The following is a 26,455-nucleotide window of genomic DNA, read 5'->3' as shown; positions in this document are numbered from 1 at the left end:
GTGAAAGACCTCGCGAAGTACTTGATTGACAATGAATCCTCGTGAGAGGGGTCAAAGTTATAGGGTCAAGTGACTAAGAGCATGTGGTGGATGCCTTGGCGATTACAGGCGACGAAGGACGTGATAGCCTGCGATAAGCTTCGGGGAGCTGGCAAATTAGCTTTGATCCGGAGATTTCCGAATGGGGAAACCCACCGCGCAAGCGGTATCGCATGATGAATACATAGTCATGCGAGGCGAACCGGGTGAACTGAAACATCTCAGTAGCTCGAGGAAAAGACATCAACCGAGATTGCGAAAGTAGTGGCGAGCGAAATCGCAACAGCCTGCTAGTGATAGCGCAGAACTTAGCGGAAGCGTCTGGAAAGGCGCGCCAAAGAGGGTGATGGCCCCGTACGCGAAAAGATCTGTGTGGTACTGAGCTAGCGAAAAGTAGGGCGGGACACGTGAAATCCTGTCTGAAGATGGGGGGACCATCCTCCAAGGCTAAATACTCGTAATCGACCGATAGTGAACTAGTACCGTGAGGGAAAGGCGAAAAGAACCCCGGGAGGGGAGTGAAATAGATCCTGAAACCGCATGCTTACAAAAAGTAGGAGCCCGCAAGGGTGACTGCGTACCTTTTGTATAATGGGTCAGCGACTTACATTCAGTGGCAAGGTTAACCGAATAGGGTAGCCGCAGGGAAACCGAGTCCGAACAGGGCGAACTTCAGTCGCTGGGTGTAGACCCGAAACCAAGTGATCTATCCATGGCCAGGATGAAGGTGCCGTAACAGGTACTGGAGGTCCGAACCGACTAGTGTTGCAAAACTAGCGGATGAGCTGTGGATAGGGGTGAAAGGCTAAACAAACTTGGAAATAGCTGGTTCTCTCCGAAAACTATTTAGGTAGTGCCTCGCGTATTACCTTCGGGGGTAGAGCACTGTTTTGGCTAGGGGGTCATGGCGACTTACCAAACCAAGGCAAACTCCGAATACCGAAGAGTACAGCGCGGGAGACAGAGCACCGGGTGCTAACGTCCGGACTCAAGAGGGAAACAACCCAGACCGCCAGCTAAGGTCCCTAAAATTGGCTAAGTGGGAAACGAAGTGGGAAGGCTAAAACAGTCAGGATGTTGGCTTAGAAGCAGCCATCATTTAAAGAAAGCGTAATAGCTCACTGATCGAGTCGTCCTGCGCGGAAGATGTAACGGGGCTAAGCCAGTTACCGAAGCTGCGGATGTGCACGCAAGTGCACGTGGTAGGAGAGCGTTCTGTAAGCCTGTGAAGGTGGCTCGAGAGGGCTGCTGGAGGTATCAGAAGTGCGAATGCTGACATGAGTAGCGTTAAAGCGGGTGAAAAGCCCGCTCGCCGTAAGCGCAAGGTTTTCTACGCAACGTTCATCGGCGTAGAGTGAGTCGGCCCCTAAGGCGAGGCAGAGATGCGTAGCTGATGGGAAACAGGTCAATATTCCTGTACCGATTGCAAGTGCGATGTGGGGACGGAGAAGGTTAGCTCAGCCGGGTGTTGGATGTCCCGGTTCAAGCCTGTAGTCGTGCCTGGCAGGTAAATCCGCCGGGCTAAGATGAGGGGTGATAACGAGGCGGCTTGCCGCCGAAGTGAGTGATACCCTGCTTCCAGGAAAAGCCACTAAGCTTCAGCTTGCAACGACCGTACCGCAAACCGACACTGGTGCGCGAGATGAGTATTCTCAGGCGCTTGAGAGAACTCGGGAGAAGGAACTCGGCAAATTGACACCGTAACTTCGGAAGAAGGTGTGCCTTTAGTAGGTGAAGTGCCTCGCGCATGGAGCCCAATGAGGTTGCAAAAAATCGGTGGCTGCGACTGTTTAATAAAAACACAGCACTCTGCAAACACGAAAGTGGACGTATAGGGTGTGACGCCTGCCCGGTGCTGGAAGATTAAGTGATGGGGTGCAAGCTCTTGATCGAAGTCCCAGTAAACGGCGGCCGTAACTATAACGGTCCTAAGGTAGCGAAATTCCTTGTCGGGTAAGTTCCGACCTGCACGAATGGCGTAACGATGGCCACACTGTCTCCTCCCGAGACTCAGCGAAGTTGAAATGTTTGTGATGATGCAATCTCCCCGCGGAAAGACGGAAAGACCCCATGAACCTTTACTGTAGCTTTGTATTGGACTTTGAACGGATCTGTGTAGGATAGGTGGGAGGCTTTGAAGCCGGGTCGCTAGATCTGGTGGAGCCAACGTTGAAATACCACCCTGGTGCGTTTGAGGTTCTAACCTAGGCCCGTGATCCGGGTCGGGGACAGTGCATGGTAGGCAGTTTGACTGGGGCGGTCTCCTCCCAAAGCGTAACGGAGGAGTTCGAAGGTACGCTAGCTACGGTCGGACATCGTGGCGATAGTGCAATGGCATAAGCGTGCTTAACTGCGAGACTGACAAGTCGAGCAGATGCGAAAGCAGGACATAGTGATCCGGTGGTTCTGTATGGAAGGGCCATCGCTCAACGGATAAAAGGTACTCTGGGGATAACAGGCTGATACCGCCCAAGAGTTCATATCGACGGCGGTGTTTGGCACCTCGATGTCGGCTCATCTCATCCTGGGGCTGTAGCCGGTCCCAAGGGTATGGCTGTTCGCCATTTAAAGAGGTACGTGAGCTGGGTTTAAAACGTCGTGAGACAGTTTGGTCCCTATCTTCCGTGGGCGCTGCAGATTTGAGGAAGCCTGCTCCTAGTACGAGAGGACCGGAGTGGACGCACCTCTGGTGTACCTGTTGTCACGCCAGTGGCATTGCAGGGTAGCTAAGTGCGGAAGAGATAACCGCTGAAAGCATCTAAGCGGGAAACTCGTTTCAAGATGAGATCTGCCGGGGCCTCGAGCCCCCTGAAGAGTCGTTCTAGACCAGGACGTTGATAGGCTGGGTGTGGAAGCGCAGCAATGCGTTAAGCTAACCAGTACTAATTGCTCGTGCGGCTTGACCCTATAACTTTGATCCAATGCCGGAGGCATTTCTCCGGTGAGTCGATCAGGGTGTTATGCCAGGGTTGAACGCAATCAAATACCGGTGCAGCAATGCACCAACTGACAAAACTCTATGAATTGGTCTTGCTGCTAGCAATAGCAGCAGGGCAAAAAGTTAAGCCTGATGACCATAGCGAGGTGGTCCCACTCCTTCCCATCCCGAACAGGACAGTGAAACGCCTCTGCGCCGATGATAGTGCGGATTCCCGTGTGAAAGTAGGACATCGTCAGGCTGTAATTCGTGGCGCCCCGTCGGCAACGACGGGGCGTTCTCATCAGTGCTCCCCAACAAGTGATGCGCCAGGCCGGCGCAGCGAGCATTGATGAGAGCGCCCCAGGTGCGTGCTAGAATGTGAGTCTTCGCTGACAACGCGGCCGCCGGGCAGCGCTGCAGTGAAACCGCAGAGATTGACAGGTCTCTTCAAAACCTGTCATAATCGAAGGCTTCGCTGATCGCAGCGGGGGTGAGCAAGAGTAGCGCGGCGCAAAGCAGGCGGGGCTCTTGCGGGATCGTTAACAACATACAGCCGATAAGCGTGGGCGTTTGATGGCAAAGAGTTGCCAGGTTCTTCGGAACAAATCAAACGCTCATAGAGAGAAGAAGTGTTAGTTCACTTCGATTCCTATTGAGCAACATTCAAGATCGAACTGTAGAGTTTGATCCTGGCTCAGATTGAACGCTGGCGGAATGCTTTACACATGCAAGTCGAACGGCAGCACGGGGGCAACCCTGGTGGCGAGTGGCGAACGGGTGAGTAATACATCGGAACGTGCCCAGTCGTGGGGGATAACGTAGCGAAAGCTACGCTAATACCGCATACGAACTCTGGTTGAAAGCGGGGGACTCGCAAGGGCCTCGCGCGATTGGAGCGGCCGATGGCAGATTAGGTAGTTGGTGGGGTAAAGGCCTACCAAGCCGACGATCTGTAGCTGGTCTGAGAGGACGACCAGCCACACTGGGACTGAGACACGGCCCAGACTCCTACGGGAGGCAGCAGTGGGGAATTTTGGACAATGGGCGCAAGCCTGATCCAGCCATTCCGCGTGCAGGATGAAGGCCCTCGGGTTGTAAACTGCTTTTGTACGGAACGAAAAGGTCTGAGTTAATACCTCGGGCTGATGACGGTACCGTAAGAATAAGCACCGGCTAACTACGTGCCAGCAGCCGCGGTAATACGTAGGGTGCGAGCGTTAATCGGAATTACTGGGCGTAAAGCGTGCGCAGGCGGTGATGTAAGACAGGTGTGAAATCCCCGGGCTTAACCTGGGAACTGCATTTGTGACTGCATCGCTGGAGTGCGGCAGAGGGGGATGGAATTCCGCGTGTAGCAGTGAAATGCGTAGATATGCGGAGGAACACCGATGGCGAAGGCAATCCCCTGGGCCTGCACTGACGCTCATGCACGAAAGCGTGGGGAGCAAACAGGATTAGATACCCTGGTAGTCCACGCCCTAAACGATGTCAACTGGTTGTTGGGTCTTCACTGACTCAGTAACGAAGCTAACGCGTGAAGTTGACCGCCTGGGGAGTACGGCCGCAAGGTTGAAACTCAAAGGAATTGACGGGGACCCGCACAAGCGGTGGATGATGTGGTTTAATTCGATGCAACGCGAAAAACCTTACCTACCCTTGACATGTCTGGAATGGTGCAGAGATGTGCCAGTGCCCGAAAGGGAGCCAGAACACAGGTGCTGCATGGCTGTCGTCAGCTCGTGTCGTGAGATGTTGGGTTAAGTCCCGCAACGAGCGCAACCCTTGTCATTAGTTGCTACATTCAGTTGGGCACTCTAATGAGACTGCCGGTGACAAACCGGAGGAAGGTGGGGATGACGTCAAGTCCTCATGGCCCTTATGGGTAGGGCTACACACGTCATACAATGGCCGGTACAAAGGGCTGCCAACCCGCGAGGGGGAGCCAATCCCATAAAACCGGTCGTAGTCCGGATCGTAGTCTGCAACTCGACTGCGTGAAGTCGGAATCGCTAGTAATCGTGGATCAGCATGTCACGGTGAATACGTTCCCGGGTCTTGTACACACCGCCCGTCACACCATGGGAGCGGGTTCTGCCAGAAGTAGTTAGCCTAACCGCAAGGAGGGCGATTACCACGGCAGGGTTCGTGACTGGGGTGAAGTCGTAACAAGGTAGCCGTATCGGAAGGTGCGGCTGGATCACCTCCTTTCTGGAAAAACTGCAACTCGCAGCTATTCAAACGTCCACACTTATCGGTTGTTGGAAGATGTCGCCAGCGACGCCGTGCTCGCCAAGACAGGTGCTCGCAGTGAGCGACGGCCCCGGGTCTGTAGCTCAGTTGGTTAGAGCACCGTCTTGATAAGGCGGGGGTCGTTGGTTCGAGACCAACCAGACCCACCATCTGCTGCCCGCATCCCGGCAAGACCAGGCATGAGACGAGGCACTGGGGGGGATTAGCTCAGCTGGGAGAGCACCTGCTTTGCAAGCAGGGGGTCGTCGGTTCGATCCCGTCATCCTCCACCAACACCATAATCGGAAAATCAACACCAAAGCGGCTTGGGCTTTTATAGAAAAAGAGTTCCAGGCTGTTTTGTTGTTGACCGCGGCATTGGCTGCGAGTCGATCGGCTGTTCTTTAACAATTCATAGAGTCGAATCAGCGTTGTTAGCGGAAACCGCTTCATGGCGGACCGTGCCGCTAACGACAATTTTTTGATTGCGTCAACCAGACTTCAATTTCGACGTCAAACATCGAAAGTATGAAGAAACGGCATAACGCGCGAGGTGAAAGACCTCGCGAAGTACTTGATTGACAATGAATCCTCGTGAGAGGGGTCAAAGTTATAGGGTCAAGTGACTAAGAGCATGTGGTGGATGCCTTGGCGATTACAGGCGACGAAGGACGTGATAGCCTGCGATAAGCTTCGGGGAGCTGGCAAATTAGCTTTGATCCGGAGATTTCCGAATGGGGAAACCCACCGCGCAAGCGGTATCGCATGATGAATACATAGTCATGCGAGGCGAACCGGGTGAACTGAAACATCTCAGTAGCTCGAGGAAAAGACATCAACCGAGATTGCGAAAGTAGTGGCGAGCGAAATCGCAACAGCCTGCTAGTGATAGCGCAGAACTTAGCGGAAGCGTCTGGAAAGGCGCGCCAAAGAGGGTGATGGCCCCGTACGCGAAAAGATCTGTGTGGTACTGAGCTAGCGAAAAGTAGGGCGGGACACGTGAAATCCTGTCTGAAGATGGGGGGACCATCCTCCAAGGCTAAATACTCGTAATCGACCGATAGTGAACTAGTACCGTGAGGGAAAGGCGAAAAGAACCCCGGGAGGGGAGTGAAATAGATCCTGAAACCGCATGCTTACAAAAAGTAGGAGCCCGCAAGGGTGACTGCGTACCTTTTGTATAATGGGTCAGCGACTTACATTCAGTGGCAAGGTTAACCGAATAGGGTAGCCGCAGGGAAACCGAGTCCGAACAGGGCGAACTTCAGTCGCTGGGTGTAGACCCGAAACCAAGTGATCTATCCATGGCCAGGATGAAGGTGCCGTAACAGGTACTGGAGGTCCGAACCGACTAGTGTTGCAAAACTAGCGGATGAGCTGTGGATAGGGGTGAAAGGCTAAACAAACTTGGAAATAGCTGGTTCTCTCCGAAAACTATTTAGGTAGTGCCTCGCGTATTACCTTCGGGGGTAGAGCACTGTTTTGGCTAGGGGGTCATGGCGACTTACCAAACCAAGGCAAACTCCGAATACCGAAGAGTACAGCGCGGGAGACAGAGCACCGGGTGCTAACGTCCGGACTCAAGAGGGAAACAACCCAGACCGCCAGCTAAGGTCCCTAAAATTGGCTAAGTGGGAAACGAAGTGGGAAGGCTAAAACAGTCAGGATGTTGGCTTAGAAGCAGCCATCATTTAAAGAAAGCGTAATAGCTCACTGATCGAGTCGTCCTGCGCGGAAGATGTAACGGGGCTAAGCCAGTTACCGAAGCTGCGGATGTGCACGCAAGTGCACGTGGTAGGAGAGCGTTCTGTAAGCCTGTGAAGGTGGCTCGAGAGGGCTGCTGGAGGTATCAGAAGTGCGAATGCTGACATGAGTAGCGTTAAAGCGGGTGAAAAGCCCGCTCGCCGTAAGCGCAAGGTTTTCTACGCAACGTTCATCGGCGTAGAGTGAGTCGGCCCCTAAGGCGAGGCAGAGATGCGTAGCTGATGGGAAACAGGTCAATATTCCTGTACCGATTGCAAGTGCGATGTGGGGACGGAGAAGGTTAGCTCAGCCGGGTGTTGGATGTCCCGGTTCAAGCCTGTAGTCGTGCCTGGCAGGTAAATCCGCCGGGCTAAGATGAGGGGTGATAACGAGGCGGCTTGCCGCCGAAGTGAGTGATACCCTGCTTCCAGGAAAAGCCACTAAGCTTCAGCTTGCAACGACCGTACCGCAAACCGACACTGGTGCGCGAGATGAGTATTCTCAGGCGCTTGAGAGAACTCGGGAGAAGGAACTCGGCAAATTGACACCGTAACTTCGGAAGAAGGTGTGCCTTTAGTAGGTGAAGTGCCTCGCGCATGGAGCCCAATGAGGTTGCAAAAAATCGGTGGCTGCGACTGTTTAATAAAAACACAGCACTCTGCAAACACGAAAGTGGACGTATAGGGTGTGACGCCTGCCCGGTGCTGGAAGATTAAGTGATGGGGTGCAAGCTCTTGATCGAAGTCCCAGTAAACGGCGGCCGTAACTATAACGGTCCTAAGGTAGCGAAATTCCTTGTCGGGTAAGTTCCGACCTGCACGAATGGCGTAACGATGGCCACACTGTCTCCTCCCGAGACTCAGCGAAGTTGAAATGTTTGTGATGATGCAATCTCCCCGCGGAAAGACGGAAAGACCCCATGAACCTTTACTGTAGCTTTGTATTGGACTTTGAACGGATCTGTGTAGGATAGGTGGGAGGCTTTGAAGCCGGGTCGCTAGATCTGGTGGAGCCAACGTTGAAATACCACCCTGGTGCGTTTGAGGTTCTAACCTAGGCCCGTGATCCGGGTCGGGGACAGTGCATGGTAGGCAGTTTGACTGGGGCGGTCTCCTCCCAAAGCGTAACGGAGGAGTTCGAAGGTACGCTAGCTACGGTCGGACATCGTGGCGATAGTGCAATGGCATAAGCGTGCTTAACTGCGAGACTGACAAGTCGAGCAGATGCGAAAGCAGGACATAGTGATCCGGTGGTTCTGTATGGAAGGGCCATCGCTCAACGGATAAAAGGTACTCTGGGGATAACAGGCTGATACCGCCCAAGAGTTCATATCGACGGCGGTGTTTGGCACCTCGATGTCGGCTCATCTCATCCTGGGGCTGTAGCCGGTCCCAAGGGTATGGCTGTTCGCCATTTAAAGAGGTACGTGAGCTGGGTTTAAAACGTCGTGAGACAGTTTGGTCCCTATCTTCCGTGGGCGCTGCAGATTTGAGGAAGCCTGCTCCTAGTACGAGAGGACCGGAGTGGACGCACCTCTGGTGTACCTGTTGTCACGCCAGTGGCATTGCAGGGTAGCTAAGTGCGGAAGAGATAACCGCTGAAAGCATCTAAGCGGGAAACTCGTTTCAAGATGAGATCTGCCGGGGCCTCGAGCCCCCTGAAGAGTCGTTCTAGACCAGGACGTTGATAGGCTGGGTGTGGAAGCGCAGCAATGCGTTAAGCTAACCAGTACTAATTGCTCGTGCGGCTTGACCCTATAACTTTGATCCAATGCCGGAGGCATTTCTCCGGTGAGTCGATCAGGGTGTTATGCCAGGGTTGAACGCAATCAAATACCGGTGCAGCAATGCACCAACTGACAAGACTCTATGAATTGGTCTTGCTGCTAGCAATAGCAGCAGGGCAAAAAGTTAAGCCTGATGACCATAGCGAGGTGGTCCCACTCCTTCCCATCCCGAACAGGACAGTGAAACGCCTCTGCGCCGATGATAGTGCGGATTCCCGTGTGAAAGTAGGACATCGTCAGGCTGTAATAGCGACGAAGGCCCGGCAGCAATGCCGGGCCTTTTGTTTTTGCGCGCGGTTATCACGCGTTGGCGATGAAATCTGTGTCGCAGGTCGCAGCACCGGCGCGCACCAGTTCCGCCATCAGTGTGGCAAGCCATTCTTGCAATGGCCGATCCGCGAACCACCGGTCGTGGACCAGCACGAAATAAGGCGCATCGAGCGCCCACGAAGTGAACTCGCGCACGCTGACTCGCTGCAACTCCAGCAGCTTGTACTTCAGCAGCACCTTGGCCGCATGGGCGGCATGGCGCCGCGGATCCTTCACATACGCCTCCAGCCGGCTTCGGGCCCGTCCGAGCGCATCCGCGACATCGGTGAACACCGCTCCATGCCCCGGGATCACGACGCGTGGAGCGAGGCCCTCGATGAGATCCAGCGTGGCGGCCACCTCATCGAAGGCATCCTCCCCCTCCAGTTCCTGGAACACCACGCCGAAACCGTTCTGCCACAACGCATCGGCCGACATCAGCGTCCGCGAGCCCGGCTCGAACAGGATCACGGAATGCGGATCGTGCCCCGGCGCGCAGTGCACTTGCCAACGCAGATCCCCGAGTTCGACGTCTCGTCCGGGCCGCAGCACTGCATCGAATGCAAACCGCGGACATTGCTGGCCCGTCGGCTGATACGACAGCGCAACGACGTCCCATGCGCGCACGGCGTCTGCCTGGCCCGGGGGAATCCACGTTCTCAGCCCCGGATGGCGCGCCTGCAAGGCCGCGTTTCCACCACAGTGATCGCTGTGCAGGTGCGTATTGGCCAGGTCGGTCAAAGGCAGAGCGCCCACGGCGCGGGCAACCAGTTGAAGCGTCTGCTCCGAATGCGTGCAGTACCCGCTGTCGACCAGCGCCGCGCGATCGGCGCCGCGCAGCACGATGTTGTTCGCCGACAGCCAGCCGCGCTCAAGCACGACGATGCCGGGAGGCAACAGCTCCGTGGGTGAACCCATTCCAGTCCTTCAGCGCGACGTCCGCAGTTCTCGCCGCAGGATCTTGCCCACGTTCGTCTTCGGCAGCTCGTCGCGAAACTCGATGTACTTTGGCAGCTTGTAGCCGGTCAGGTTCTCGCGGCAGTGGTGGGCGACTTCCTCTTCGGTCAGCGTCGGATCGTTCTTCACCACGTAGATCTTGATCGCTTCTCCCTGCTTCTCGTCGGGCACGCCGATCGCCGCGCATTCCACGACGCCCGGACAGGTGGAAACCACGTTCTCCAGCTCGTTGGGATACACGTTGAAGCCGCTGACCAGGATCATGTCCTTCTTGCGATCGACGATGCGCGTGTAGCCGCGCGCATCCATGATCCCGATGTCGCCCGTGCGCAGGTAGCCGTCGCGGGTGAAGGCCTTCGCGTTCTCCTCCGGCTGCTGGTAGTAGCCGGGCGTGACGTTGGGCCCGCGAATGCAGATCTCGCCTTCCGCGCCGACGGCCAGCGAGCGCCCCGCATCGTCCTTGATGGCGATGTCGATCCCCGGCAGTGGCAGGCCGATCGTCCCGGAGAACTCGCGCGCGTCCAGCGGGTTGTTGGTGCCGATCGCGCAGGTCTCGCTCATGCCCCAGCCTTCGACCATCACGCAGCCCGTCACCTGCCGCCATTGGCGCGCCGTGCCCTCCGAAGCGGCCATGCCGCCGGCCTGCGACACGCACAGCGGCGAGAAGTCGATGGAGCGGAACTGCGGATGCTGCAGCAGGGCGTTGAACAGCGTGTTCACCGCGGGAAGGATGTGGAACGGCCGCTTCTTGAGCACCTCCACGAACTTGCCGATGTCGCGTGGATTCGGAATGAGCGTCAGGTGTGCGCCCCAGCGGATCTCCAGGAGAAGCAGCGTGAGAGCGAAGATGTGGTACAGCGGCAGCGCCGCGATGCTGTTGATGCGATGCGTCTCGCCCACCCGCGCGAGCGCCGGCGTGAACCAGGCCTCCGCCTGCAGGATCGCCGCCACGACGTTGCGGTGCGTCAGCACGGCGCCCTTGGACAGCCCCGTCGTCCCGCCCGTGTATTGCAGGAACGCGACCGAATCGAGCGACTGCGCCACCGGTCGCAGGCTCAGGCGCGCCCCCTCGCGCAACGCCTGCGGCAGCTGGGTTACCGTCCGCCCTTCCGCGAGGGGCAGGCGGAACGCGGGAACGAGCCGCGCGACATGCCGCACGGCGAAGGTGATCCAGTGACCGTACCAGCCGCCCAGGAGGTCGCCGATGCCGGTGACCACGACGTGCCGCAAGGGCGTGTGCGCGATCACCTCCTGCAGCGTGTGGCAGAAGTTCTCGAGGATCACGATCGCCGTCGCGCCGGAGTCCTTGAGCTGGTGTTCCAGCTCGCGAGCCGTGTAGAGCGGGTTCACGTTCACGCAGGTGTAGCCCGCCCTCAGCACGGCCGCCATCGCGACCGCGAACTGGGGCAGGTTCGGCATCATGATCGCGACCCGTGCGCCGGGCTCCAGCCCCCTGGCCTGCAGCCACGCGCCGAGGGCGCGCGAGTGTCCGTCGAGGGCCGCATAGTGCATCCAGCGGTCCATGCACACGGAAAACGGCCGCTGCGCGTTCTTGCGGAACGACTCCTCCAGCAGCTGGGTGAGCGACCCGTACTGGGATGGATCGATGTCGTGCGGCACGCCGGGCGGATAGCTTTGCAGCCAGGGCTTGGAATCCATCGTGGTGAGCTCCTTCGCGGGCGATTCTCCAAAGCCGGCCGCGCGGCGCTAGCGGGCTTGTCCCAAGAGGCGCCGCAGCTCGGTCCCGCAAGCGACAGCCTCGGCGTCGAACATCATCCCCATCAGGCGTTCCTCGCGCTCGCGGATGATGGCGAGAAAGCGCTCGGCGCCCCCTCGCTGCCGGGCGATCGCCGCGAAGGTGTCGAAGCCGGACTCCAGGAAGCGCTGCAGGGAGCCGAGCCCGGCGGCCGAAGCAGGCCCTCGCATCATCTTCAGCATCAGCCGCAACCCCGGCAGGCGGGTCAGGCGCGTCATTTCCGCCCCGATCGCCACCACGGTCTCGAGTTGGCGCTGGCGATCGGCGCGGCGGCCCACCGCCCTCCACGCGCGCACATAAGCGGCGGCTTCGTCGCTGTCGGGGGCAAGGAGCGCGCGCGCCATGGCGTGATCGAGCGATTCGGTCAAGGCGTGCAGCTGCGCGAGCCCGGAGGCGGTATCCGCGACGTCGTGCGGGAACAGCTTCTCCACCGCGCCGGCGATGCGCGCGAACTGCGCGTCGCGCTCGGCGTAGTCACGCTCGCTGTAAAGTTCCTCCAGGAAGAAGCGCGCCGCGGCACTGTACGTGCCATCGGCGAGCAGGTCCGCGTAGGTGCCCTCGAAGCGCCGGGCCTGCAGCCGCTTCACGCGGGTGACCGCGGCGCCGATCTCCGGCAGGTCCCGGCTCTCGCGGCGCATCGCCTCGACCTCGGCGACGGCCTGGCGGATGGTCTCGGCGGTGCTCATGACAAGGCCGAGTCTAGCGAGGTGGCGCGGGCCGGGGTGTCGCCGGCGCTGCGTGGGATACTGGACGCATGCCGCGCCACTCGAGCCTCGCGCGCCTGCTGCAGCTGTCCGTGTGCGTGCAAGTCGCGGCCGCGATGCTGTGGGCCGCATGGCGATGGCCTGCTTCCCCGCAGCAGGCGGTCTTCGGCGTCGCGGTCATCGCATTGCTCGGCCCCATCGTGCTCGCGATCGAGGCGGTGCTGTCCGCTGCGGTCAACCGGGCGGACGCACGCGTGCCGGCGCCCTCCGCGGCGCAGGTGCTGCATGCCTGGCTGGCCGAAAGCGGCCACCTGTTCGCCGCGTTCTGGTGGCGCCAGCCATTGCGCTGGCGTGCCGTCGAAGACCATCTCGACGAGCGCTGCGCCGGCCGCACCGGCGTGGTCCTGGTGCACGGCTTCATGTGCAACCGAGGCTTCTGGAACGCCTGGATGCGAAGGCTCCGTGCGCAGGGGCACCCCTATGTCGCCGTGAACCTGGAGCCCGTGTTCGCTTCGATCGATGCATACGCCACGATCGTGGAGCAGGCCGTGCGGCGCGTGGAGCAACTCACCGGCCGCCCGCCGCTGGTCATCTGCCACAGCATGGGAGGGCTTGCCGCCCGCGCCTGGTGGCGCGCGCATGGCAGCGGGCGGACGCTCGCGGGCCTCGTCACCATCGGCAGCCCGCACGGGGGCACGTGGATGGGCCGCTTCAGCCGCATGCCCAACGGTCGCCAGATGCGACTGGACAGCCCCTGGGTGCGCGAGCTGGCGAGCCACGAAGCGCGCCATCCGCTGCCGCCTACCACCTGCTGGTACTCCAACTGCGACAACATCGTGTTCCCCGCCGCCACGGCGGCCATGGAACACGCCGACAACCGCTTCGTCGCCGGCCAGCCGCACGTGGCGCTCGCCTTCCATCGCGAGGTGATGGACGGGTGCATGGAACTCATGGGCCGGATCGATCGCGCGCGTCAAGGTGAATCCGTCACACGCCGCGCCCTTGAAAATAGCTAACAGGAGCGTTGTCGCATTCCTAAGCTGTACCTCCGCGCGGAAGGAATACCAATGTTCCCATCCTCCGCGCACAGGGGGATCGACAATGAACGAAGCCGTCAACGGGGGCGCCTCGGCGCCCCGGCGTGAGCTCGAGGCCGCAAGCAGCGGGTTCGCGCTGATCATGGACGAACTGGCGCATGGCGTGCTGGTCTCGTCCGCCACCGGGCAACTGCTGCACGCCAACCAGGCGGCGCGGCACGAACTGGCCCGACGCCAGATGCTCACCGTGCACGAAGGGCAACTCCAGACGACGGATGCCCGCCAGGCGCGCGTGCTCGTCCAGGCGCTGGAAAAGGCGGAGACGGGCCTGCGCAGCCTGATCGCGCTGCGTTCCGGCAGCGGGCGCCTGAGCATCGCCGTCGTTCCCTTGCGCGGCCAGCACCCGCGCGCCGGCGCGCCGATCGCGCTGTTCCTCTCGCGCGCCTCCGTGTGCGATGCCCTCATGCTGTGCTTCTTCGCGCGCAGCCACGGGCTGACGCCGGCGGAGGAGCAGGTGCTTTCCATCCTCTGCCAGGGCTATTCCGCGCCGGAAATCGCCTCGCAGCTCGATGTGGCCGTCTCCACCGTGCGCAGCCACGTCCGCAGCCTGTGCGCCAAGACGCACTCCAACGGCGTGCGAGCGCTCGTCGGCCAGGTCGCAGTCCTGCCCCCGCTGGGCGCGGCGTACCTGCAAGACCCGCTGCATTAGGCTGGCATGCCGCCGGTGCGGCGGCTGTCGTGCTAGAGTTTTTTCTCACTCAGGGGGTGGACGCCATGACCGTGTCGCGCATCGCCACGGAGCAGGAAAAGCTGATCGCCGGCCTCGAGCCCTCTCTGGGGCGCCTTGCCGCGCGCGGGATCCTGCGCAGCTACCGCAAGAACAGCATCGTGCTGAACGAGGGGGACACCGGCGACTCCCTGTTCGTGGTGCTGCAAGGGCAGGTCAAGGTGTACGCCACGGACGAAAACGGGCGCGAAATCACCTACGGCACGATCCGCGCCGGCGATTACTTCGGCGAGATGTCGCTCGATGGCGGCCCCCGGTCGGCGTCGGTCATGACGCTGGAGACCACCTTGTGTTCGCTGGTCTCGCGCGCCGCGGTGCAGCAGCACCTGGCCGAAGAGCCGGCGTTCGCGCTCGCCCTCGTATCGCAGGTGATCCGGCGGGCCCGCTCCGCCACCGAGACCGCGCGCCAGATGGCGCTGCTCGATGTCTACGGCCGGGTGATCCACACCCTGGAGGGCCAGCAGGGGCCCGCGAGCCAGGCGGGGCCCATCCAGCTCACGCAGATCACCCACCAGCAGATCGCCAGCCGGGTCGGCGCGTCCCGGGAAATGGTCAGCCGCCTGCTCAAGGACCTGGAAAAGGGCGGCTACGTCGAACTCGGGATCAAGCGGATCACGCTGAAGAAGAAGCTGCCCGCGCGCTGGTAGGCGCTCACTGCCCGGGCTCGCTCACCTGCTGCAAGGCCTCGGCGAACAGCACCGCCACCCCGCTGCACGCCGGCAGGGGCTGCAACCACGGGCGCGCGCCCCATCCGGGCTGGCGTGCGGCGAGCCGCCGGGCCGTGCGCCGCGCCTCGTCCACCCGTCCTTCGAGCACCTGCGCCACCACCAGCGTCCGCAGCGCCGGCAGGTAGTGCGGATTGCGTTCCACCGCGCGGCGGGCGCCCGCCAGCGCAGCGCGCGTATCGCCGGCCACCAGCGCCGCCAGCGCGCCCACCCCTTCGTACAGGTAGCGCATCGTCTCCAGTGGAAAGCCCGCCAGGGCCCGCTCGGCCAGTTCGCGGGCCGGCTGCCCCAGCCCCTGCAGCGCCCGGAGTTCCGCCAGCAGGAGCAGCGTCAGGGCATCGTCGGGGCGTTCGCTGAGCGCCTGCGCGTAGCATTCCTCCGCCGCATCGGCGTCCTGCGCGGCATACAGCCAGGCCTGCCCCTGCACGGCGAGTGCCCACGCCGAACCGGGATCGCATTGCAGGGCGGACGCGGCGTGCCGCAGTGCTTCATCGGCGTCGATTCCGGGGCGGCCCGCACCGAGCTGCCGCAGGCGCAGCACGTTCAGGTGCGCCAGCCAGGCGTGCGGTGCGGGCTGGCCCCGGCCGCGCTCGATCAGGTGTTCCAGCATGGTCCGCGCCCGGTCCATGTCGGCCGCCGCGAGCCGGTGCATCAAACCGATGGACGCGAGCAGCAGCGTGTGGCCTTCGAGCGCCTGCAGCGCCTGGTAGCGCGAGCGATCGAGCTCATGGGCCAGCACCGCCGCATGGACCGCGGCCACCACCTGCCGCATCAGCCTGCCTTCGCTGAATTCGGCGTCGCGCAGCGGCCCCTGGAAGGTCTGCGCCCAGGCCACGTGACCGCTGGCTGCATCGGCCAGTTCGACATAGAGGGACAGGTTGGCAGCGCCGCCGCGCGCGCGGCCCGCCAGGACGAAATGCGCCCCCACGGCCCGCCGCACCTCGTCGAGCCCGGTCTTCTCGGCACCGAAAGGCGCGGTGGACAGCCGCGAGACGACCTGCAGGTATTCGCTTGCCGCGAGCGCAGCCACGATGTCGTCCGCGAGGGCCTCGCCCGTGAGCCCGTCCGTCGGCGTCTCCAGCCCGAAGGGGAGCACGGCGATCGTCGGCCGCAGAGAATGCGTCGCCAGCCGCCGCACCGGCACCACGGGGGCGTGGCCTGCCTCGCCGATCCGGAAGGCATGCACCGGCTCCTTCACGTGCTTCAGGTGGCAGGTTCCCAGGTCCTGCAGCACCAGGCCGGCTTGCGCCCCCAGGTGCTCGCGCAGGGCCGCGGAGATGACGATCTCGCCCGGCCCGGCCAGCGAGGCGATGCGCGCGGCGAGGTTCACGTCGGTGCCGTAGATGTCGTACTCGTCGGCCACGAACTCCGCCACGTGCGCGCCGATGCGCAGCTGCACCTGGTCTTCCGGAGGCAGCCGTTCGTTGGTCTCGGCGAGCCAGGCGCGCATGGCCAGCGCCGCGCGAATGCAGCCGTGTGCATCGGAGAACTCCAGCATCAGCCCGTCGCCGAGGCTCTTGTGGATCCGGCCGCTGTCTTGCGCGACCCGCTGCTGCACGAAGCCCACGAAGCTCTGCCAGCGCCGGATGAACTCCTGCTCGTCCTGCTCCATGAGCCGCACCGACTCGACCACGTCCGCCACGGCAATGACCTTGGTCGTGCGTATGAAGCGTGGCGCGTCGTGCATGGAAGCCAGCATTCGCAAGGGCGAACGAGAACGGCTTGCTGGTTTTTGTATCACGTTGTTCATGCGAGTGCGCACCAGCTCACCCGTTGGGAGGGGGTGCGGCGTGCATTCGGGCGTGGGGTTTTAGGCACGCCCCCGCCCATTTGTCAGGGGAAACCCTTACATTTGCGCCATGGCCGAACAGCAACCTCCCCGCCCGTCGCGGATCGTCCCGATCCGCTCCCTCGGCGCCGGGCACAGCCGGCGCATCGCCTCGCACCTGCTGGCCCTGGAGCCGCACGACCGCTACCTGCGGTTCGGTTACGCGGCGAACGACGAGCAGATCCGCCGCTACGTGGACCACCTCGATTTCGATCGCGACGACATCTTCGGGATCTTCAACCGCAAGCTGGAACTGATCGCCATGGCGCACCTGGCGTTCATTCCGAGCGATCCCGGCACGGCGCCCGGCGCGGAGTTCGGCGTCTCGGTGCTGGCCAAGGCGCGCGGGCGCGGCTACGGCTCGCGCCTGTTCGACCGCGCCGTCACGCATGCGCGCAACGAGGGCGTGGAGCTGATGTTCATCCACGCCCTGTCCGAGAACACGGCGATGATCAAGATCGCCCGCAACGCCGGCGCCACGCTGGAGCGCGACGGCACCGAGACCGAGGCCTACCTGCGCCTGCCGCCCGCCACCCTGGACAGCCGCATGACCGAAGCCGTCGACGAGCAGGTCGCGCAGGTCGACTATCGCTTGAAGAAGCAGGCCCGCACCTTCCTCGAATTGCTGGCCGGCTTGCAGGAAGCCCGGCGCGGCGCCATCGAGGCGCGCCGCAAGAGCGGCCGCTGATCGAGGAGCGGTCGCGAAGGGAGTAGGGTCCAGGCTGAGCCAGCGTGCCCGGCCAATCCGGTATCCTATCGATCCCTCCACTACCGCCGTCCCGGCTGTGTCAGACCCTCACCCTGCGCGCGCAGCGCAAGAGAAGCAGGACAAGCGCACATTCCTGCAGAAGGTTGCCGAGTTCATCCACCCCGGCCCCGACTCGAAAGAGGAGCTGATCGAGACCCTGGCGGATGCCGAGGACAACGACATCATCGGCCCCGAGTCGCGGGTGATGCTCGAAGGCGTGATCAAGATGGCCGAGCTCTCGGCCGGCGACGTGATGGTCGCGGCGCCGCGCATGGACCTGATCGACATCGACGCGCCCTACGACGAGATCCTGCACCTGGTGATCGACACGGCGCATTCGCGCTTCCCGGTGTACGAGGGCGACCGCGAGAACATCATCGGCATCCTGCTGGCGAAGGACCTGCTCAAGCTGCAGCGCTCGCCGGACCTGAACCTGCGCGCGCTGCTGCGCCCCGCAGCGCTGGTGCCGGAAACCAAGGGCCTCAATGACCTGCTGCGCGAATTCCGCGGCAATCGCAACCACCTGGCCATCGTCATCGACGAATTCGGGCGCGTCGCGGGCCTGATCACGATCGAGGACGTGCTCGAACAGATCGTGGGCGAGATCGAGGACGAATTCGACGTCGAGGAGGACGAGGGCGACATCTTCGGCCTGGCGGACCGCACCTACCGCATCAGCGGCGACACCGCCATCGAGCGCGTGAACGAGGCCTTCGACGTCAAGCTGGACCTGTCCGAGGAGGCCGAGGAACACGACTTCGACACCATCGGCGGCCTGATCGCGCACGAGATGGGCCACGTGCCCAAGCGCGGCGAATCCATCGTGCTGGGCGGGCTGAACTTCGTCGTGCTGCACACCAAGGGCGGCGCGGTGCGCTGGTTCAAGGTGAGCCCGGTCGACCTGGACGGCGGCCCGGCTTGAGCCCGCGCCTGGCCGGCCTCGCCTCCTTCGTCCTCGCAGCGCTGGCCGGCCTCCTGCAGGCGCTGTCGCTCGCCTGGCCCGGCAACGGGCAGCCGCAGTGGTGGCTGCAGGTGCTCTCGCTTGCCGGCCTTGTCGCACTGCTGCGGCGCGCGCCCGGATGGAAGTCGGCGGCCCTCGAGGGCTGGGTATTCGCCACGAGCTGGCTCGCGGCCACATTCTGGTGGCTGTTCATCTCCATGCACGTGTATGGCGGGCTGGCCGCGCCGCTCGCGGTGGCGGCGGTGCTGCTGCTGGCGGGCTTCCTGTCCCTCTATTACGCCCTGGCCGCCGGGCTGTGGCGGGCCGCGGCGGGGCGCCCCTGGCGCGACGGCGTGCTGTTCGCGTGCCTGTGGCTCGGCGCGGAGCTGTTGCGCAACACGCTGTTCACCGGATTCCCCTGGGGCGCGGGCGGCTACGCGCATGTCGACGGCCCGCTCGCCGCGCTGGCGCCGTGGCTCGGCGTGTACGGGATCGGCGCCGTCGCGGCCTGGCTGGCCTGGCTGGTGACGCTCCTCGCGCGCCGGCCGGTGCAGGGCTCGTGGCGCTACTGGATCGCGCTCGCCGCGGCCGCGGGCCTGCTGGCCGCCTGCAACGTCCACACCGCCAGCGCACCGCCCGCGGCGCCGGGCGGGCCCCGCCTGCAGGTCGGGCTGCTCCAGGGCAACATCCCGCAGGACGAGAAGTTCGAGGGCGGCACGGGCATCCCGCTCGCGTTGGAGTGGTACGGCGCCCGGCTGCGCGACACCAATGCACAACTGGTGGTGGCACCGGAGACGGCCATCCCGCTGCTGCCCGCGCAATTGCCCGAGGGCTATCTCGAGGGGCTGCGCGCCAGCTTCGCCACCGGGCAGCGCGCCGCGCTGGTGGGCATTCCGCTGGGCAACTTCGACGACGGCTACACCAACTCGGTGATGGGCTTTCGCCCCGGCGACGGCAGCTACCGCTACCACAAGCACCACCTGGTGCCCTTCGGAGAGTTCATCCCGCCGCTGTTCAAGTGGTTCACGCGGATGATGAACATCCCGTTGGGGGACTTCAACCGGGGCGACGTGGGCCAGCCCTCCTTCGCCTGGCAGGGCCAGCGCCTCGCTCCCAACATCTGCTACGAAGACCTGTTCGGCGAGGAGCTCGCCGCGCGCTTCACCGATCCGGCCACGGCGCCGACCATCTTCGTCAACGTGAGCAACATCGGCTGGTTCGGCGACACGGTCGCCATCGACCAGCACCTGCAGATCAGCCGCATGCGGGCGCTGGAGTTCGAGCGGCCCATGATCCGCGCCACCAACACGGGCGCCACCGCGATCATCGACCGTTTCGGCCGGGTCACCCACGCCCTGCCGCGCCATACGCGCGGCGTGCTGGTGGGCGAGGTGGAAGGGGGCACGGCCTTCACGCCTTTTGCCCGCTGGGCGAGCCGCCTGGGCCTGCTGCCCCTGTGGCTGCTGGCCCTGGCCGCTGCCGTGCTCGCGGCCTCGGCGGGGCGGCGCCGCCCGCAGCCCTAAAATGGAAGGTTCCGTGGGCCGCCGGCCCGCGCCGACCCGGGAGCGCCGCCTTGGCGCCCCCCCGCCTATGCTCACATTCCAGCAACTGATCCTGAAGCTGCAGTCGTACTGGGACGCCCAGGGCTGCGCGCTGCTCCAGCCCTACGACATGGAAGTCGGGGCGGGCACCTCGCACACCGCAACCTTCCTGCGCGCCATCGGCCCGGAGCCGTGGAAGGCCGCCTACGTGCAGCCCAGCCGCCGTCCCAAGGACGGCCGCTACGGCCAGAACCCCAACCGCATGCAACACTACTACCAGTACCAGGTGGTGCTCAAGCCGGCGCCGGCCAACATCCTGGAGCTGTACCTCGGCTCGCTGGAGGCCGTCGGCTTCGACCTGAAGAAGAACGACATCCGCTTCGTCGAGGACGACTGGGAGAACCCAACGCTCGGTGCCTGGGGCCTGGGCTGGGAAGTCTGGCTCAATGGCATGGAAGTCACGCAGTTCACCTACTTCCAGCAGGTGGGCGGCATCGACTGCAAGCCGATCACCGGCGAGATCACCTACGGCCTCGAGCGCCTGGCGATGTACCTGCAGGGCGTGGACAACGTGTTCGACCTGAAGTGGACCGAGGGGCTCACCTACGGCGACGTGTACCACCAGAACGAGGTGGAGCAGTCGGCCTACAACTTCGAGCACAGCGACGCCGATTTCCTCTTCACCGCCTTCGGCGCCTACGAGAAGCAGGCCAGGCACCTGATGGAGCAGCAGCTCGCGTTGCCCGCCTACGAGCAGGTGCTCAAGGCGGCGCACACCTTCAACCTGCTGGATGCGCGCGGCGCGATCAGCGTGACCGAACGCGCGGCCTACATCGGCCGCATCCGCAACCTGGCGCGCAGCGTCGCCCAGAGCTACTTCGAAAGCCGCGAGCGCCTGGGCTTCCCCATGGCGCCGCGCGAGTGGGTGGCCGAACTGCAGAAGAAGGCGGCCTGACATGAGCGTCAACAACCTGCTGGTCGAACTGTTCGTGGAGGAACTGCCGCCCAAGGCGCTGAAGAAGCTGGGCGAATCCTTTGCCGGCGTGCTGCTGGAGCAACTCCGGGCGCAGGGCCTGGCCACGGGAGAATCGAAGCTCACCGCTTTCGCTTCCCCGCGCCGGCTGGCCGCGCACATCACCGCCGTGGCTTCGCAGGCGCCCGACAAGGCGATCTCGCAGAAGCTCATGCCCGCCAGCGTCGGCCTCGATGCCGCGGGCCATCCCACGCCCGCGCTGCTCAAGAAGCTGCAGGCGCTGGGCGCCGACGCCTCCGTCGTGCCGAAATTGAAGCGCGCCCTGGACGGCAAGGCCGAGGCCCTGTTCTACGACAGCACCGCCAAGGGCGTCACGCTGGCCGAGGGCCTGCAGAAGGCGCTGCACGAGGCGATCGCCAGGCTGCCGATCCCCAAGGTCATGACCTACCAGCTCGCCGACGGCTGGACCGACGTCAAATTCGTGCGGCCCGCGCACGCGCTGGTCGCCCTGCATGGCGCCGAGGTCGTGCCGGTGCAGGCACTCGGCCTGCAGGCCGGCCGCACCACGCACGGCCATCGCTTCGAGGCGGCGGCGCAGGACATCGTGCTGAAGAACGCCGACACCTACGCGGCAACCCTGGCGCGCGACGGCGCCGTGATCGCGAGCTTCGCCGAGCGGCGCGCCGACATCGTGCGCCAACTGCAGGAAGCCGCCGCGCGCGTGGGCGGCGGCGCCCGTCCCATCGAGGACGAGGCGCTGCTCGACGAAGTGACCGCGCTGGTCGAGCGCCCCAACGTCCTGACCTGCGAGTTCGAGAAGGAGTTCCTCCACGTCCCGCAGGAATGCCTGATCCTCACGATGAAGGCCAACCAGAAGTACTTCCCGCTGCTGGACGCCAGGGGCAAGCTGACCAACCGGTTCCTCGTCGTGAGCAACATCCGCCCGCAGGACGCGAGCGCGGTGGTCGGCGGCAATGAACGCGTGGTGCGCCCGCGCCTGGCCGACGCCAAGTTCTTCTTCGACCAGGACCGCAAGAAGACGCTGGATTCGCGCGTGCCGGGCCTGGCGAAGGTCGTGTACCACAACAAGCTGGGCACGCAGGGCGAGCGCATCGAGCGCGTGCGCGCCATCGCCAGCGTGATCGGTGCGCAGGTCGGCGGCGATGCCCTGGCGCGCCAGGCGGACCTGGCCGCGCGCCTGGCGAAGGCGGACCTGCTGACCGACATGGTCGGCGAGTTCCCCGAGCTGCAGGGCATCATGGGCGGCTACTACGCCCGCCACGACGGCCTCGGCGACGACATCGCCATCGCGATCGAGGACCACTATCGTCCGCGCTTCGCGGGCGATGGCCTGCCGCGCAACGACGTCGGCGTGGTGGTGGCGCTGGCCGACAAGCTGGAGACCCTGGCGGGCCTGTTCGCCATCGGGCAGCTCCCCACCGGCGACAAGGACCCGTTCGCGCTGCGCCGCCACGCGCTGGGCATCGTGCGCATGCTGATGGAACGCGACCTGCCGCTGTCGCTCGACCACCTCGTCACGCAGGCGCTCGCCCCCTTCCCGCAGGCGCAGCCGCAAACGCACCAGCAGCTCGCGGACTTCATCTACGAACGCCTCGCGGGCCTGCTGCGCGAGCAGGGCTACAGCGCGCACGAAGTCGACGCCGTGCTGGCGCTGCAGCCGCAACGCCTGGGCGAAGTGCCCAGGCGGCTGGCGGCTGTGCGCTCCTTCGCGGCGCTGCCCGAGGCGCAGGCGCTCGCCGCGGCCAACAAGCGCATCGGCAACATCCTCAAGAAGGCCGACAAGGCCGATGCGCACGTCAGCGAATCGCTGCTGCGCGAGGACGCCGAGAAGGCGCTCTACGCCGCCACCCAGCGCATCGCGCCCCAGGCCCGCACGCAGTTCGAGGCGGGCGACTACACCGGCTCGCTGCAGACGCTGGCAGCGCTGCGCGCTCCGGTCGACGCCTTCTTCGACGACGTGATGGTCAACGCCGAGGAGACCGACCTGCGCCTGAACCGCCTGGGCCTGCTCGCCACGCTGCACCAGGCCATGAACCGCGTCGCGGACCTGTCCCGCCTTGCACAATAAGCGCTCCAATCCCGCCATGAAGCTCGTCATCCTCGATCGCGACGGCACCATCAATCACGAGAGCGACGAGTTCGTGAAGACACCGGACGAGTGGGTCCCGCTGCCCGGTGCGCTGGAGGCGATCGCGAGGCTGAACCACGCCGGCTGGCACGTGGCCGTCGCCACCAACCAGTCCGGGCTGGGGCGGGGCTTGTTCGACGTGGCCTCGCTCAACGCCATCCACGCCAAGATGCACAAGGCCCTGGCCGCGCTGGGCGGCCGCGTGGATGCGGTGTTCTACTGCCCGCACGGGCCCGACGAGGGCTGCCAGTGCCGCAAGCCCAACCCGGGCCTGTTCGAGCAGATCGGCGAACGCTTCGGCATCGACCTGCGCACCGTGCCCGTGGTGGGCGACACGCCGCGCGACCTGATCGCCGGCGCGGCGGTCGGCTGCCCGCCGCACCTGGTGCTCACCGGCCGGGCCGCCTCGCTGAAAGGCAAGCCCCTGCCGGACGGCTATCCCGCCCACACCCGTGTCCACCAGGACCTGGGCGCCTTCGCCGACTGGCTCATCGCCAAGGTCCCTGCGCCACGCCCTGTGTCCTGACATACTCGGGCGCCATGGCCTTGCTGCGATCCATCATCCACGCCGTGTGGATGCTCCTGACCGTGATCCCGTACGCGCTGGCGATCGTGCTGCTGTCGCCGTTCGCCAGGCCGTACACGCTCTACCGCATCGCGCGCGACTGGCTGCGGCAGGTGATGGTGGGCCTGAGGGTGATCTGCGGCGTGCACTGGCGCGTGCAGGGCTGGGACAACCTGCCGCTCGGGGAAACGAGCCCCGCCATTCTGCTGGTGAAGCACCAGTCCACCCTGGAAACCTTCCTGATGCCGGTGCTGATGCCGCATCCGCTGGCCTACGTGTTCAAGCGCGAACTGCTGTACATCCCCTTTTTCGGCTGGGCGATCGGCCGGCTGGACATGGTGCACATCGACCGCAGCCAGCGCGCGCAGGCCTTCAACAAGGTGGTGGAGCAGGGCAAGCGGCTGCTGGCGCAGGGCGTGTGGGTGATCATGTTCCCGGAAGGCACGCGCATCCCGCGCGGCCAGGCCGGCACCTACAAGTCCGGCGGCACGCGGCTGGCGGTGGCCACCGGCGCGCCCGTGATCCCCATCGCGGTGAGCTCCGCCCGCTGCTGGCCGCGCAAGTCGATGATCAAGCACCCGGGCCTGGTCGAAGTCTCCATCGGCAAACCGATCCCGAGCGAGGGTCGCTCCGCCGACGAATTGATGCGCGAGGTGGAGGCCTGGATCGAAGGCGAGATGCGTCGTCTCGATCCCGACGCCTACGTGCGCGATTCCAGCCAGCAGCCGGCGCAGGTGTAACGGCGCTCCCGCGCGCGCGCCGCACCCTTAAAATCGCGGCCCATGCAGTCGCCGCTTCAGCTCCTCCTCGACCTGTTCGACGAGCCGAAGGCCAGGCCCGCGCCGCCCCCGGTGGCACGCCGACCCCTCTCCGAAGAAGACCTGCGCCCCGTGCGCGGCGAGCCGTTCGACAGCGTGCTCACGCCGCAGGCCTTCCGCCATCCCGACGCCAACCGCGAAGCGCTCCTGGGCAAGGTGCTGGTCGCCTACGAGTTCCGGCGCGCCAGGCGCAAGAACATCGGCTTCGTGGTCGGCCCCGAGGGGCTGGTGGTGACCGCGCCGCGCTGGGTGCCGCTGGGCGAGGTCGAGCAGGCCGTGCGCGCCAAGAGCCGCTGGATCGTGAGCAAGCTGGAAGCCGCCCGCGAACGCCAGGCCCGCCTGGAGGCCGCGCGCATCGAGTGGAAGGACGGCGCGACCTTCCCCTATCTCGGCGACACGGTGATCGTGGTGCTGGATCCGCGTTCCAGCGCCGCCGGCGGCGTGCTGCACGCGGACGACAGCACCCTGCCGGGCGTCGCGCGCCACACGCTGCACATCGGCCTGCCGCAGGGCGCCACCGGCCCGCAGATCCGCGACGCGGTGCAGGCCTGGCTGATGCGGCAGGCCAGGAGCCTCTTCGTCCAGCGCCTGAACCACTACGCGCCGCAACTGGGCGTGCAGTGGCGCAAGCTCTCCCTGAGCAGCGCCGGCACCTTGTGGGGCACGGCGCACAGCGACGGCTCGATCCGCCTGAACTGGCGGCTGGTGCATTTCCGCCTTGCCGTCATCGACTACGTGGTCGCCCACGAACTGAGCCACCTGCGGGTGATGGACCACAGCCCGCGCTTCTGGGACACGGTGCGCACCGTCGTTCCCAACTATTCCGAGCTGCGCGCGCACCTGAAGGACGAGGCGCTGCCGGCCTGGTGAGTTGACGTTGACGTAAACGTCAGATGTAATGCCGGCTGGCGGGCCGCCCCCCGGCCCGCATTGCCGTACCCCGCCATGGCCGCCCCGCATCCCCAGACCACCTACACGATCAGCGACCTCGCCCGCGAATTCGACCTCACGACGCGGGCAATCCGCTTCTACGAGGACATGGGCCTGTTGCAGCCGGGGCGCTCCGGCCCCGGCGGGCGCAACCGCATCTACAGCCCGCGCGACCGCACCCGCCTGAAGCTCACCCTGCGCGCCAAGCGCCTCGGCCTCTCGCTCACCGAGGCCAAGGACATCATCGACATGTACGACAGCCCGCGCGACACGGGCCCGCAGCTGCGCAAGTTCCTCGCCATCCTGGCGCAGCACCGGCAGCAGCTCGAGGACCAGCTGGCGGAGCTGCAGGCCAACCTGGACGAGGTCCGCACCCACGAAAAGGAAGCCCGGGCCCTGCTGGCGCGGCTGGAAAAGGACAAGGCGGACAAGGTCCGCGCATAATTGACGTTTACGTCAACGTCAACCGCCGATCGGACCCCGCCGCCCATGGACGCACCGCGCCTGATCCCGCAGGACCCTGCCTTCGCCGAGCGCATCCGCGCCAGTTTCGCCCTGCAGGGCGCCATGCACACCATCGGTGCCTCGCTGGCGGAAATCGCCGCCGGCCGCGTGGTGATCGCGCTGCCCTGGCGGCAGGAGCTCACGCAGCAGCACGGCTTCCTGCACGCCGGCATCGTCGCCACCGCGCTCGATTCCGCCTGCGGCTACGCGGCCTCCACGCTGATGCCCGCCGACGCCGGCGTGCTGACCATCGAATACAAGATCAACCTGCTGGCGCCCGCGCGCGGCGAGTCCTTCCGCATGGAGGGTTTCGTCGTCAAGCCGGGCCGCACCATCAGCGTCACCGAAGGCCGGGCCTATGCCCTGCACGAAGGCCGCGAGAAGCTGGTCGCGACCATGGGCGCCACGCTCATGACGATCACCGGCCGCGACGACGTCAAGAACTGAACCACCAAGACCCCCCAGGA

General features: G+C 64.1%; 17 protein-coding genes, 2 tRNA genes and 5 rRNA genes. 20 read left to right on the top strand and 4 right to left on the bottom strand.

What is annotated here, in order from left to right; all coding sequences use genetic code 11:
• Positions 1-63 precede the first annotated feature (63 nt).
• The 7 genes from WG923_RS08650 to rrf (WG923_RS08620) all read left to right on the top strand — a co-directional run bounded on the left by WG923_RS08650 (position 64) and on the right by rrf (WG923_RS08620) (position 8,959).
• A 23S ribosomal RNA gene (locus WG923_RS08650) occupies positions 64-2,946 on the top strand.
• A 159-nt stretch (positions 2,947-3,105) separates the two neighbouring features.
• Positions 3,106-3,218, top strand: a 5S ribosomal RNA gene (rrf, locus tag WG923_RS08645).
• Positions 3,219-3,630: 412 nt separating this feature from the next.
• Positions 3,631-5,167: ribosomal RNA gene (locus tag WG923_RS08640) — 16S ribosomal RNA — on the top strand.
• Between the two features lie 114 nt (positions 5,168-5,281).
• A tRNA-Ile gene (locus WG923_RS08635) sits at positions 5,282-5,358 on the top strand.
• 47 nt (positions 5,359-5,405) lie between these two features.
• Positions 5,406-5,481, top strand: a tRNA-Ala gene (locus WG923_RS08630).
• A 323-nt stretch (positions 5,482-5,804) separates the two neighbouring features.
• Positions 5,805-8,687, top strand: a 23S ribosomal RNA gene (locus WG923_RS08625).
• A 159-nt stretch (positions 8,688-8,846) separates the two neighbouring features.
• Positions 8,847-8,959 (top strand): 5S ribosomal RNA (rrf, locus tag WG923_RS08620).
• The 16S, 23S and 5S rRNA genes sit together here with 2 tRNA genes alongside, the layout of an rRNA operon.
• 58 nt (positions 8,960-9,017) lie before the next feature.
• Here rrf (WG923_RS08620) and WG923_RS08615 read toward each other — a convergent pair.
• From WG923_RS08615 to WG923_RS08605, 3 genes are read right to left on the bottom strand one after another with little or no spacing between them, the layout of a single operon-like run.
• The gene (locus WG923_RS08615) at positions 9,018-9,944 is read right to left on the bottom strand and encodes an MBL fold metallo-hydrolase (RefSeq protein ID WP_340350545.1); all 927 of its coding nucleotides are present in this window, start codon (positions 9,942-9,944) and stop codon (positions 9,018-9,020) included.
• Positions 9,945-9,953: 9 nt separating this feature from the next.
• Positions 9,954-11,642, bottom strand: coding sequence for an AMP-binding protein (locus WG923_RS08610; protein WP_340350544.1), 1,689 nt, complete (start codon positions 11,640-11,642; stop codon positions 9,954-9,956).
• Positions 11,643-11,690: 48 nt separating this feature from the next.
• A complete protein-coding gene (locus WG923_RS08605) occupies positions 11,691-12,425 on the bottom strand; it encodes an FFLEELY motif protein (RefSeq protein WP_340350543.1) in 735 nt (244 codons plus the stop codon).
• Positions 12,426-12,493: 68 nt separating this feature from the next.
• On the opposite strand from WG923_RS08605, the gene WG923_RS08600 reads away from it, so the two are divergent.
• The 3 genes from WG923_RS08600 (at position 12,494) to WG923_RS08590 (ending at position 14,914) form a co-directional block, all read left to right on the top strand.
• The gene (locus WG923_RS08600; protein ID WP_340350542.1) at positions 12,494-13,459 is read left to right on the top strand and encodes an esterase/lipase family protein; all 966 of its coding nucleotides are present in this window, start codon (positions 12,494-12,496) and stop codon (positions 13,457-13,459) included.
• Between the two features lie 85 nt (positions 13,460-13,544).
• Positions 13,545-14,189 carry a helix-turn-helix transcriptional regulator gene (locus WG923_RS08595; RefSeq protein WP_340350541.1) on the top strand — a complete coding sequence of 215 codons (645 nt, stop codon included), beginning with the start codon at positions 13,545-13,547 and terminating at the stop codon, positions 14,187-14,189.
• A gap of 65 nt (positions 14,190-14,254) precedes the next feature.
• Complete coding sequence (locus WG923_RS08590; RefSeq protein ID WP_340350540.1) at positions 14,255-14,914, top strand: Crp/Fnr family transcriptional regulator; 660 nt, start codon at positions 14,255-14,257, stop codon at positions 14,912-14,914.
• 4 nt (positions 14,915-14,918) lie between these two features.
• Here the strand turns inward: WG923_RS08590 and WG923_RS08585 are convergent, their stop codons facing one another.
• Positions 14,919-16,679 carry an adenylate/guanylate cyclase domain-containing protein gene (locus WG923_RS08585; protein ID WP_340350539.1) on the bottom strand — a complete coding sequence of 587 codons (1,761 nt, stop codon included), beginning with the start codon at positions 16,677-16,679 and terminating at the stop codon, positions 14,919-14,921.
• Between the two features lie 172 nt (positions 16,680-16,851).
• Between WG923_RS08585 and WG923_RS08580 the strand changes: the two genes are divergently transcribed.
• The 10 genes from WG923_RS08580 to WG923_RS08535 all read left to right on the top strand — a co-directional run bounded on the left by WG923_RS08580 (position 16,852) and on the right by WG923_RS08535 (position 26,435).
• Entirely contained in the window at positions 16,852-17,508 is a 657-nt protein-coding gene (locus WG923_RS08580) for a GNAT family N-acetyltransferase (RefSeq protein ID WP_340350538.1), read from the top strand.
• 97 nt (positions 17,509-17,605) lie between these two features.
• A complete protein-coding gene (locus WG923_RS08575) occupies positions 17,606-18,490 on the top strand; it encodes an HlyC/CorC family transporter (protein WP_340350537.1) in 885 nt (294 codons plus the stop codon).
• Positions 18,487-20,031: an apolipoprotein N-acyltransferase gene (lnt, locus tag WG923_RS08570; protein WP_340350536.1), complete on the top strand. Its 1,545-nt coding sequence runs from the start codon at positions 18,487-18,489 to the stop codon at positions 20,029-20,031. The genes WG923_RS08575 and lnt overlap by 4 nt, the downstream gene beginning before the upstream one ends.
• Before the next feature lie 67 nt (positions 20,032-20,098).
• Positions 20,099-21,004, top strand: coding sequence for a glycine--tRNA ligase subunit alpha (gene glyQ, locus WG923_RS08565; protein ID WP_340350535.1), 906 nt, complete (start codon positions 20,099-20,101; stop codon positions 21,002-21,004).
• Between the two features lies 1 nt (position 21,005).
• Positions 21,006-23,111: a glycine--tRNA ligase subunit beta gene (gene glyS / locus WG923_RS08560; protein ID WP_340350534.1), complete on the top strand. Its 2,106-nt coding sequence runs from the start codon at positions 21,006-21,008 to the stop codon at positions 23,109-23,111.
• Positions 23,112-23,127: 16 nt separating this feature from the next.
• Entirely contained in the window at positions 23,128-23,697 is a 570-nt protein-coding gene (gene gmhB, locus WG923_RS08555; protein WP_340350533.1) for a D-glycero-beta-D-manno-heptose 1,7-bisphosphate 7-phosphatase, read from the top strand.
• Positions 23,698-23,711: 14 nt separating this feature from the next.
• Positions 23,712-24,476: a lysophospholipid acyltransferase family protein gene (locus tag WG923_RS08550; RefSeq protein WP_340350532.1), complete on the top strand. Its 765-nt coding sequence runs from the start codon at positions 23,712-23,714 to the stop codon at positions 24,474-24,476.
• A gap of 42 nt (positions 24,477-24,518) precedes the next feature.
• Positions 24,519-25,424, top strand: coding sequence for a M48 family metallopeptidase (locus WG923_RS08545; protein ID WP_340350531.1), 906 nt, complete (start codon positions 24,519-24,521; stop codon positions 25,422-25,424).
• Positions 25,425-25,499: 75 nt separating this feature from the next.
• Positions 25,500-25,928 carry a MerR family transcriptional regulator gene (locus WG923_RS08540; protein WP_340350530.1) on the top strand — a complete coding sequence of 143 codons (429 nt, stop codon included), beginning with the start codon at positions 25,500-25,502 and terminating at the stop codon, positions 25,926-25,928.
• Positions 25,929-25,973: 45 nt separating this feature from the next.
• Positions 25,974-26,435 carry a PaaI family thioesterase gene (locus WG923_RS08535; RefSeq protein ID WP_340350529.1) on the top strand — a complete coding sequence of 154 codons (462 nt, stop codon included), beginning with the start codon at positions 25,974-25,976 and terminating at the stop codon, positions 26,433-26,435.
• The last annotated feature ends 20 nt before the right edge of the window (positions 26,436-26,455 follow it).

The organism is Ramlibacter sp. AN1133, from assembly GCF_037890035.1.
GTDB lineage: Bacteria > Pseudomonadota > Gammaproteobacteria > Burkholderiales > Burkholderiaceae_C > Ramlibacter.
Note: the sequence above shows the minus strand (reverse complement) of the source record. Positions and strands in the feature narration are given on the sequence as shown.